This is a genomic window from Actinophytocola sp., from assembly GCF_049647105.1.
GTDB lineage: Bacteria > Actinomycetota > Actinomycetes > Mycobacteriales > Pseudonocardiaceae > Actinophytocola.
In genome coordinates this window covers 1-9,077 of record NZ_JBARWZ010000176.1, presented here as the reverse complement: position 1 = coordinate 9,077, position 9,077 = coordinate 1, and the positions used below count along the sequence as shown (strand labels likewise).

The 9,077-nt window shown below is 70.2% G+C and carries 8 protein-coding genes and 1 pseudogene; 3 read left to right on the top strand and 6 right to left on the bottom strand.

Annotated elements, in window-relative coordinates; all coding sequences use genetic code 11:
• Nucleotides 1-186: 186 nt before the first annotated feature.
• Genes WBA97_RS21715 through WBA97_RS21705 form a run of 3 tightly spaced genes read right to left on the bottom strand, consistent with a single transcriptional unit; the run spans nt 187 to nt 3,308 of the window.
• Complete coding sequence (locus WBA97_RS21715) at nt 187-1,431, bottom strand: aldehyde dehydrogenase family protein (RefSeq protein ID WP_424232721.1); 1,245 nt, start codon at nt 1,429-1,431, stop codon at nt 187-189.
• A gap of 14 nt (nt 1,432-1,445) precedes the next feature.
• On the bottom strand, nt 1,446-2,114 hold the full coding sequence (locus WBA97_RS21710; protein ID WP_424232720.1) for a M50 family metallopeptidase: 669 nt from the start codon (nt 2,112-2,114) through the stop codon (nt 1,446-1,448).
• A gap of 36 nt (nt 2,115-2,150) precedes the next feature.
• Complete coding sequence (locus WBA97_RS21705; protein WP_424232719.1) at nt 2,151-3,308, bottom strand: FAD-dependent monooxygenase; 1,158 nt, start codon at nt 3,306-3,308, stop codon at nt 2,151-2,153.
• 51 nt (nt 3,309-3,359) lie between these two features.
• Here WBA97_RS21705 and WBA97_RS21700 point away from each other — a divergent pair, with 51 nt between their 5' ends.
• From WBA97_RS21700 to WBA97_RS21690, 3 genes are all read left to right on the top strand, one after another.
• Nucleotides 3,360-3,917, top strand: coding sequence for a TetR/AcrR family transcriptional regulator (locus tag WBA97_RS21700; protein ID WP_424232718.1), 558 nt, complete (start codon nt 3,360-3,362; stop codon nt 3,915-3,917).
• Entirely contained in the window at nt 3,884-4,747 is an 864-nt protein-coding gene (locus WBA97_RS21695; RefSeq protein WP_424232717.1) for an enoyl-CoA hydratase-related protein, read from the top strand. Before WBA97_RS21700 ends, WBA97_RS21695 begins: the two co-directional genes overlap by 34 nt.
• A 196-nt stretch (nt 4,748-4,943) precedes the next feature.
• A complete protein-coding gene (locus WBA97_RS21690; protein WP_424232716.1) occupies nt 4,944-6,752 on the top strand; it encodes an AMP-dependent synthetase/ligase in 1,809 nt (602 codons plus the stop codon).
• Between the two features lie 215 nt (nt 6,753-6,967).
• Here the strand turns inward: WBA97_RS21690 and WBA97_RS21685 are convergent, their stop codons facing one another.
• The 3 genes and pseudogenes from WBA97_RS21685 to WBA97_RS21675 form a co-directional block, all read right to left on the bottom strand.
• The gene (locus WBA97_RS21685) at nt 6,968-7,699 is read right to left on the bottom strand and encodes an AMP-binding protein (RefSeq protein WP_424232715.1); all 732 of its coding nucleotides are present in this window, start codon (nt 7,697-7,699) and stop codon (nt 6,968-6,970) included.
• Nucleotides 7,699-8,181 carry an SRPBCC family protein gene (locus WBA97_RS21680; RefSeq protein ID WP_424232714.1) on the bottom strand — a complete coding sequence of 161 codons (483 nt, stop codon included), beginning with the start codon at nt 8,179-8,181 and terminating at the stop codon, nt 7,699-7,701. The genes WBA97_RS21685 and WBA97_RS21680 overlap by 1 nt, the downstream gene beginning before the upstream one ends.
• Before the next feature lie 330 nt (nt 8,182-8,511).
• Nucleotides 8,512-9,077, bottom strand: a pseudogene (locus WBA97_RS21675) (2-oxoacid:ferredoxin oxidoreductase subunit beta); the annotation flags it as partial.

Here is a 9,077-nt window from a genome sequence, read left to right as displayed (position 1 = left end):
GGTTCGGGACCGATGAGTTTGCGGTTGGGAACCAGCGAGTTGGCGATTCGCGACGCGGGGATCACACCACGAACCGCCAACTCGGCGGTCCCGAACGACAGACTCGCGGGTCTCTAACCGAAGACTCGCGGGTTCTGAACGGCAGACTCGCGGGTTCTGAAACGTGGACTCGCGGGGGTTTGGGGGTCAGGCTGGGAGGATTGCGTACTGGCGCAGGCAGAGGTCTGGGTAGGTGACCGGGCCTCGGGGGCCGGGGACCTTGTCGATGTTGATGCCGGTTTCCGGGACGGCCAGGAGCTTGAAGCCGTCGAGCAGGCGGGTCGTCGCGTTCCAGAAGACGCCCGTGCCCGTGTAGGCGTCCATGAACGCCGTCGCCGTGGTCTCCGACGTGGTGACGATCGACGCGGCCAGGCCCGAGGTCTCCGTGTTCGCGACCGCCGCGGCCCGCAGGGCCGACGACACCGGCAGCACGGTCACCGTCGCCTCGCGGTCCGAGTCCAGCGCCCATTCGTACCCGATCGGGTGGTTGTGGGGCGGTAGCGAGACGGCGATCCTCAGTTCCGCCAGCAGCGACTCGACGCGCGGCAGCAGCGACTCGTACAGCGACGCGTGGATCAGCAGCAGGTTCAGCCGGTTGCACACACCCAGCCGATCGACACTGCCGCGGACCAGCGACAACGCGCGCTCGACGTCCGCGTCGACGTCCACGTACAGCACGCCGCCGCCGTCGGCGTGGGCCAGCGTGCGCACGCCGTGGCGCGCGGCCTCCTCGCCAAGCGTGCGGGTCGTGTCGCCGCTCCCCCGCAGGATCACGAGCGGAATATGCGCGGGCTGCGACACCAGCGCGGCCGCCGCCGCGCGGTCCGGGGTCGGGACCAACTGGATCGCGGCCGGATCGAGGGACACCTCCGACAGGGCGGGGGCCACGACCGACTCCAGCAGCGCGGTGGCCGAGCCGAGCGCCGCGCCACCCGTGCGGAGGACACCGGCGTTGCGGGACTTCACCAGCTGCGACGCGACGTCGACGGTCACGTTCGGGCGGGCCTCGTAGTTCGCGCCGATGACGCCGACCGGACGGCGGCGTTCGTACAGCTTGAGCCCGTCCGGCAGGTCACGGACGAACGTCGACCGCGGCGGGTGCGGCGTGGACGCGAGCAGCTCCAGCGCCGACGCCATCGACGCCAGCCGCTCCGGCGACAGGCGCAGCCGGTCGAGCAGGCCCGCGCTCATCCCGGCCGACTCCGCCGCCGACACGTCCGCCTCGTTGGCCGCCATCAGCGCGTCGACCGAGGACCGCAGGCGCGACGCCATCGCCGCGAGCGCGCCGTCGATCGCCGAGTCGGGCGCCGCCGCCAGCGCCGGGGCAGCCCGGTAGGCGGCGAGCGCACACGACGCGACAGCGGACGAAACGGACTCGGACACCACAGTCATGTCCCAAGTCTGCCTCACCCCAGCAACCACATTGCCGCGAGTGCCAGCGCCCCCAGGTTGACGAAAAAGAACATGCCGACCCACAACAGCCCCGGCGTCCCGGTCAGCCGTGCGAGCTGGTCGGCGTCCGAGTCCCGCGCCCGCCCGCGGCGGCGCTTGCCCTGCAACTCGCCGACCGGACGAACACCACCCAGAAGGAGGAACCACGTGATCAGGTACGCGAACGCCCCCTGCACCACCGGGCTGGTCCACCAGGCCACTCCGAACAGCACGGCGCCGGTCAGCAGCACGGAGAAGAACCCGTACACGTTCCGCACCATCACCAGCACGCCGAGCAGCAGCACCCCGCAGACCACCAGCACCGCCGCGGTCTGGCCCGCCCCGACGAGCGCCGCGAACACCAGCCCGAGCAGCGACGGCGCGACGTACCCGGCGAGCGCCGTCGACACCATCCCCGGCCCGTACGGCCTGCCCCTGGTGAGCGTGAGCCCGGACGTGTCCGAGTGCAGCCGGATCCCGGACAGCCGCCGCCCGACCAGCACCGCCACCAGCGCGTGCCCCGCCTCGTGCACGATCGTGATCAGGTTGCGGGCAGGCCGCCACGCCTCGTTGAAGATGACCACCACGAGGGCGACCACACCCGTCACGAGCACCACAGCGGCCTGATCATCGAGCACGTCCACGCCGCGTAGCCGACCACATCGGCGGTGCGATCGGTGTTACGTGCGGACCAGCCCGTCCTCCGGCCGCCAGCTGAACGGCTGTGCCAGCGACCTGACGAACACCGACCTCGGCAACGTCCGCAGCACCGCGTTCCGCGCCGCACGCGCTGGCCCCCATGACAGGTGCGACAGGTCCCGGCTCAGCAACGCCTTCCGCCCCAGCGCCTGCGTCCTCGGCCTGCGCAGCTCGTCATAGCGGCGCAGCGCGGTGGCCAGGTCGGGCTGCGTCTCCACCGCCACGGACAACGTCGCCGCGTCCTCGAGCGCCTGGCAGCCGCCCTGCCCCAGGTTCGGCGTCATCGCGTGTGCCGCGTCGCCCAGCAGCGCGACCGGGCCGTGCACGTAGGTCGGCAGCCGTGGCAGGTAGTAGATATCGTTGCGCAGCACCCGCTCCTCGGTCGCCGCCGCCAGGACGGTCGGGATCGGCTCGCACCAGTCCTCGAACCGGCGGCGCAGTTCGGCCAGTTCGCCGTCGACGCCGCGCTGCCCGGCCGGGACGGCTCCCGTGCCGTAGCAGTACACGCGGTCGCCGCCCATCGGGAACATGCCGAACACCGCGCCGGGGCCCCACGTCTCGGCCCAGATCTCGACGCCGGCGTCCATCAGGGTCTCCGGGCGCGGCAGGATCATCCGCCACGCCGTGTGCTTCGAGTACCGCGCGGGCGCCGCGTCCGGCCACAGTGCCCGCCGGACCGCGCTGTTGACCCCGTCCGCGCCGATCAGCAGGTCCGCCGACAGTTCGCCGCCGTCGTGCTCGACGACCGCGCGGGACCCCTCGACCCGCGCGCCCGTGACCAGGACACCGGCGAGCCGGCAGTGCGCGGGCACCTGCGCCAGCAGCGCCGTCCGCAGATCGTGCCGGTGCGTGACCACCGCCTTCGCCGTGTGACCGGTCGCGACCTCGTCGTCGTCCATGCGCACGATCCACCGGCCGCGCCAGTCCCGCAGCCCACCCTCGGCACCGAGCCGTTCGCCACCGACTGTCGCGCCGACCGCCTCCAGCGCCCGGAAAGCGTTGGGCCACAACGAGATCGCGGACCCGACGACGTCGAACTCCCCGGTCCGCTCCAGCACGGTCACGTCCCAGCCACGCCTGCTCAACCCGGCCGCAACGGCCAGTCCGCCGATGCCCCCGCCTGCCACTATCGCTTCCATGCCACCCCTCCTCTACGGATGTAGAGGACTCTACATCCGTAGAGTGACGGTGTGACAGACAGGCGAACCGTGATAGCCGACGCAGCGATCGCGACGATCGCGCGTGAGGGCATGCGCGGGTTCACCCACCGCGCCGTGGACCGCACGGCCGCGCTCGCCGAGGGCTCCACCTCGTACTACTTCCGCACGCGGGAGGCGCTGATGTTCGCGGCGCTCGCGCGGATGGCCGAGCTGGACACGCTCGACGTCGGCGACATGCCCGACCAGGGCGGCAAGGTCGACCTGGAGACGCTGGCCGACCTGCTGACCGGAGTCGTGCAGGCGTGGCTGACCGAGGGCCGCGAACGCACGCTCGCCCGCTACGAGCTGACGCTGGAGTCGACCCGGCGGCCCGAGCTGGCGGCGAAGATGCTCGAGTACGGGTCGATGTTCCGGCTGATGGCCGAGAAGACGATCGCGGCGGCCGGGGCGAGCGAGCCGGAGCGGCGCGGCCGCGCCCTGGTGGCCTTCCTCGACGGCCTCGTGCTGCACCAGCTGACCCGCGTCGGCGCCGGTGAGGCCGATCTTCGTGCGTCATGCCGGGATCTGCTCGTGATGGCGCTAGCGTGATCGGCGTGGAACACGTGAGCTACGCGGTGTCCGACGGCATCGCGACCGTGACGCTGAACCGGCCGGAAGCCCGCAACGGCTACACCGTCACAATGGCGGACGAGCTGGCGGTGGCGTTCGACGAGGCCGACCGCGACCAGGCCGTGCGCGTGGCGGTGCTGACGGGTGCTGGTAAGGACTTCTGCGTCGGCGCCGACCTGTCGGCGGGTGGCCTGGACCTGTCCGCCGACAACGCGGAGACCTGGGACGAGCCTGCCGGCCGGTGCTCGATGCGGATCTTCGCGATGAACAAGCCGGTCATCGCGGCCATCCGGGGCGCGGCCGTCGGCGCGGGCTCGACGATCATCCTGCCTGCCGACTTCCGGCTCGCCGCCACGGACGCCCGCTTCGGGTTCGTGTTCTCGCGGCGCGGGCTGTACCCGGAAGGCGCCTCGACGTGGTTCCTGCCCAGGCTCGTCGGGCTGGGGCGGGCCATGGACTGGATGGTGAGCGGCCGCGTGTTCGACGCGCAGGAGGCACTCGCCGCGGGGATGGTGCACGCGCTGCACGAGCCGGACGAGGTGCTGGACAAGGCCTACGAGCTGGCCCGCGAGCTGATCAGGACCACCGCGCCGGTGTCCGTGGCGGTGATCCGGCAGATGCTGTACCGGGCCGCGCAGGCCGATTCGCCGTTCCCCGTGCAGCGGCTGGACTCCCGGCTGATCGCGGGCAGCGCGGCGAACCCGGACACCGTCGAGGGCATCATGTCGTTCCTGCAGCGCCGCGATCCACAGTGGACCGGAAAGGTCCCGGACGACCTGCCGGACCACCTGCCCTGGCTGGAGAAGTAGCGAGTGATGACAGTCAGTCATCGCTCATAACCGTTCGCAACCATTGGGCCGGAACGCGGCCGACACTCCTCGGTTCGGGGAAGCGGGCTAGTCTCCGTTTGTCGTCAATGCCCGGTTCGGCGTGGACGTGACACCTCGCTGGTGCTTAGGATCACGCCCTGATCGGGGGCCGACCCGGCGCATCGGAGCGTGGTTAATGAACGAGAAGACCCCCTTGCACCGCACACTGTGCGCGTCCTTCCAGGAGTTCGTGAGGAAAACACCCGACGAGGTCATCATCCGCACGCCCGGTGGCGCCACGGAGATCACCTGGCGCGAGTGGGACAAGCGGGTGCGCAAGCTCGCCGCCGGGCTCGCGGCCCTTGGCGTCAAGCGCGGCGACACGGTCGGGCTTATGCTCGCCAACCGCCCTGAGTTCCACCTCGTCGACGCGGCGGCGCTACACCTCGGCGCCGCCCCGTTCTCGATCTACAACACCTCGACGCCCGAGCAGATCGCGTACCTGTTCGGCAACGCGGGCAACAAGGTTGTGTTCTGCGACGAGCGGTTCCTCCCCCGCGTCCGGGACGCGGGTGGCGCGGTCGAGCACATCGTGAGCGTGGACGACGTGTCCGATGTGGACGGTGTGCTGACGCTCGCCGACCTGGAGGCCAAGGGCGACCCGGACTTCGACTTCGACGCCGCGTGGCAGGCCGTCGAGGCGAGCGACCTGTCGACGATCATCTACACCTCCGGCACCACCGGTCCGCCGAAGGGCGTCGAGCTGACGCACGCGAACGTGATCGCCGAGGCGGACGCGGTGCGGATCCTGTTCAACGCGAACCCGGGTGACCGGGTGCTGTCCTACCTGCCCGCCGCGCACATCGCGGACCGCGTGACCGCGCAGTACTTCGCGATCCTGTTCGGCATCCAGGTCACCTGCGTCGCGGACCTGACCAAGCTCGCCGAGGCACTGCAGGACGTGCGACCGCACTCGTTCTTCGCCGTGCCGAGGGTGTGGCAGAAGCTGAAGGCGGCCATCGACGTCGGGCTCGCGGCCGAGCCGAGCGGCGCCAAGCGGCGGATCGCGACGTGGGCCATCGAGACCGGTCTCAGGGCGGCCAGGCACAAGCTCGCCGGGCGCCCGCTACCGCCGGTGCTCGCCGCGCAGCACCGGATCGCGGACAAGCTCGTGCTGGCGAAGCTGCGCGACAAGCTGGGGCTGGACGTGGTCACCGGCCCGGCGTCGGGGGCGTCGGCGATCTCGGCGGACATCCTGGAGTTCTTCTGGGGCCTCGGGATCCCGGTGTACGAGGTGTGGGGCATGTCCGAGACCGGCGGCGCCACCACCGCGAACTCGCCGGGGGCGACGAAGCTCGGCACGGTCGGGCGCGCGGTGAAGGACATGGAGATCAAGATCGCCGAGGACGGCGAGCTGCTCACCAAGGGCCCGACGATCATGCGGGGCTACCGCAACGACCCGGAGAAGACGGCGGAGACCATCGACGCCGACGGGTGGCTGCACACCGGTGACATCGCGGAGGTCGACGCCGACGGGTACGTCAGGATCGTCGACCGCAAGAAGGAACTGATCATCAACGCCTCGGGGAAGAACATGTCCCCTTCGAACATCGAGAACGCCATCAAGGCGGCGACGTCGCTGGTCGGCCAGGTGGTCGCGATCGGAGACGACCGGCCCTACATCGCGGCGATCGCGGTGCTGGACCCGGACGCGGCGGCGGCGTTCGCCGCGCAGCACGGGTTCGGCGGCGCGTCGCAGGAGGAACTGGTGGCGCACCCGGAACTCCGCGCAGCGGTGCTGGCAGGTGTCAAGGAAGGCAACGAGAAGCTGGCAAGGGTGGAACAGGTGAAGCGCCTGCGACTGCTCCCGTCAACGTGGGAGCCGGGCGGCGACGAACTGACCCCAACCATGAAACTCCGCCGCAAACCAATCGCCAAAAAGTACGCAACAGAAATCAACACCCTCTTCGCAGAAACCCCAAACGAAACCATCCTCCAACCCTAAAAACCCGCGAGTCCACGGTTCAGAACCCGCGAGTCGGCCGTTCGGAACCCGCGAGTCTACGGTTCGGGACCGCTGAGTTGGCGTTTCGCGACACCCGCGTTGTTCACCGAACCACCAACTCGTGGGTCCTGAACCCAAGACTCGCGGGTCCCGAACCGTGGACTCGCGGGTTCTGAACCGTGGACTCGCGGGTTCTGAAGCGTGGACTCGCGGGGTTAGGCGGCTTTTGGGCCGGTGTTTGTTTGTACGTGGGTTGCTGGGTGGTGGGTGGGGTGGTTTTCGTGGCGGGAGAGGACTTGGGTGGCGCCTGATAGCAGGGCTGCGCTCAGGGTGATCGGGTCGTAGGTGGGTGTGGTGGTCAGGACCACCGCGTTCGCCGTCAGGTTTACCGTCGCCGCTCTTGACTTCAGCTCCTGATGGGTCAGCAGGCCGGACAGGATCGCCGCCGGTTCGCGTTCGTCGCGGTCGCGTGGTTCCACCAGCAGCGCGCCGCCGGTCGCCAGCTCCGCGCACGTGAGGACACCGGGCTCGGCCGGCGCGTCCAGCAACAGCACCAGCTCCAGCGACGGTGGCAGTACCTGGCGGACCCGCTCGTACATCGCACGGCCGAGGACCACCGCGCGCGCCCTGGTCACCGCGAGGAAGTCGGCGAACTCGTCCGAGGGCATGTCCGGGGCGACCGGCGCCGCGACGTTGCCGCTGCGGACGATCGCGTAGAACGCGGTCGGGAAGTCGGTGCCGGGCAGCGCGGCAACGGCCACGGTCAGTCCGTCGCCGCCGAGCCGTTGGCGCAGGCCGAACGCGAGCCGGGACACGGCACGGTCCAGCTCCGCGAACGTCACCGTGCGGCTCGTGGTGCGCAGCGCGGCGCGGTCGGGCCACGCCGCAGCGGCAAGGCTGGGGAGCACGTCGGCGGAGCCGATCGGCAGATCTGCGAACGAGGTCATCACGAGGCCTTCCTTTCCGGGGCCCACAGGTCAGCCACACCACCGAGCTCCGAGGTCCGCCGCAGCGAGCCGAGCATCACCGTGCCGATGGCGACGATCTGCTGTGCGGCCACGGCCGCGGTCTCCTGGCTGTCGTCCGCCACGCGGAAGTAGTGGTCGAGCGCCACCACCACGCCGACAGCCTTCGCCTCGACCCGCCACAGACCGGCCATCGACACGAGCGGCGCAGGGGGGTCGGTCCGCCGGTACCGCACCTGCAGCCGCTTCGGGTTCGCCTCACGCACCGAAACCCAGGTGTTCCCCGTGCGCTCGACGATCCGGAACCGCTCGCAGGCCCGGTCGTAGCCGAGTGGCTCGACCACGGTCACCGAGTCGAAGACCGATGGCCAGCCATGGATGTCGGCGACCAGCTCGTACACGCGCTTCGGCGGGGCGGCGACCTTGAGCCTCTGGCGTGTCGTCCAGATCTTCAGTTCCGCCATGGTTCCGCTCCCTCCGACAGCTCCAGCGGCAGGGCTTTTCTGTGAGTTTCCTCACCGTCACTGGAGGGAGGATCGAAGGAGGCTCGACACCCGGCCCCGCCGCAACCGGGCTCGACCCCGGTGCGATCAAGGCTCAAGGCCCGGCTCGCATCCTGACGACATCGCGTGAAGGAGGCCGAGATGACACATCAGGGCGTACCACGCAGCCTCAGGCCGGCGATCGTCACCGTCGACGCGGGCCCGGCCGCACGACGGCGGTTCCACGCGTTGCTCGTGCACGCGTACCGGGAGTGGGAGTCGGGGACGCGCGGCCCGAGGTGGCTGTGTTGCTCAGCCGACAGTCCAGGTGTCATTGCCGAGGAGGAGTGACCGCAGGTCGGCCGGTTTCACCTCGGTCGCGGCCCGCACCTGCGCGCGCGCCTGGTCGTCATACGACGGCCGGTCGACATTGCGGTAGATCCCGGTGACCGTGTGGGACAGGTCCTGTGTCGAGAGCCGCGACAGCGCGAACGCGTAGGACGGGTCGTCGATCGTCGAGTCGTGCACGACCACCCGGTCCTCGTCGTACGGTCCGACCTCCAGGCCACCACGGTCGTTGCGCAGCACGGCGTGCTCACGGTCCGGCCCGAACCGGATCGGCTTGCCGTCTTCGAGTGGGATGAGGCGTTGTTCTTTTTCGCCGGGTTCTTTGAGTACGTCGAAGGCGCCGTCGTTGAAGATGGGGCAGTTCTGGTAGATCTCCACGAGTGCCGACCCGCGGTGCTGGGCTGCGGCGGTCAGGATGGAGGTCAGCTGCGCCCGGTCGTTGTCCAGTGTCCGCGCCACGAACGTGGCTTCAGCGCCGATCGCGAGCGAGAGCGGGTTGAACGGGTGGTCCACCGACCCCATCGGGGTCG

Bases quoted from the DNA above. Each gene is read 5' to 3' on its own strand.
- WBA97_RS21715 (WP_424232721.1), bottom strand. From the start codon at position 1,431: ATGACTGTGGTGTCCGAGTCCGTTTCGTCCGCTGTCGCGTCGTGTGCG.
- WBA97_RS21705 (WP_424232719.1), bottom strand. From the start codon at position 3,308: ATGGAAGCGATAGTGGCAGGCGGGGGCATCGGCGGACTGGCCGTTGCG.
- WBA97_RS21695 (WP_424232717.1), top strand. From the start codon at position 3,884: ATGCCGGGATCTGCTCGTGATGGCGCTAGCGTGATCGGCGTGGAACAC.
- WBA97_RS21690 (WP_424232716.1), top strand. From the start codon at position 4,944: ATGAACGAGAAGACCCCCTTGCACCGCACACTGTGCGCGTCCTTCCAG.
- WBA97_RS21685 (WP_424232715.1), bottom strand. From the start codon at position 7,699: ATGACCTCGTTCGCAGATCTGCCGATCGGCTCCGCCGACGTGCTCCCC.
- WBA97_RS21680 (WP_424232714.1), bottom strand. From the start codon at position 8,181: ATGGCGGAACTGAAGATCTGGACGACACGCCAGAGGCTCAAGGTCGCC.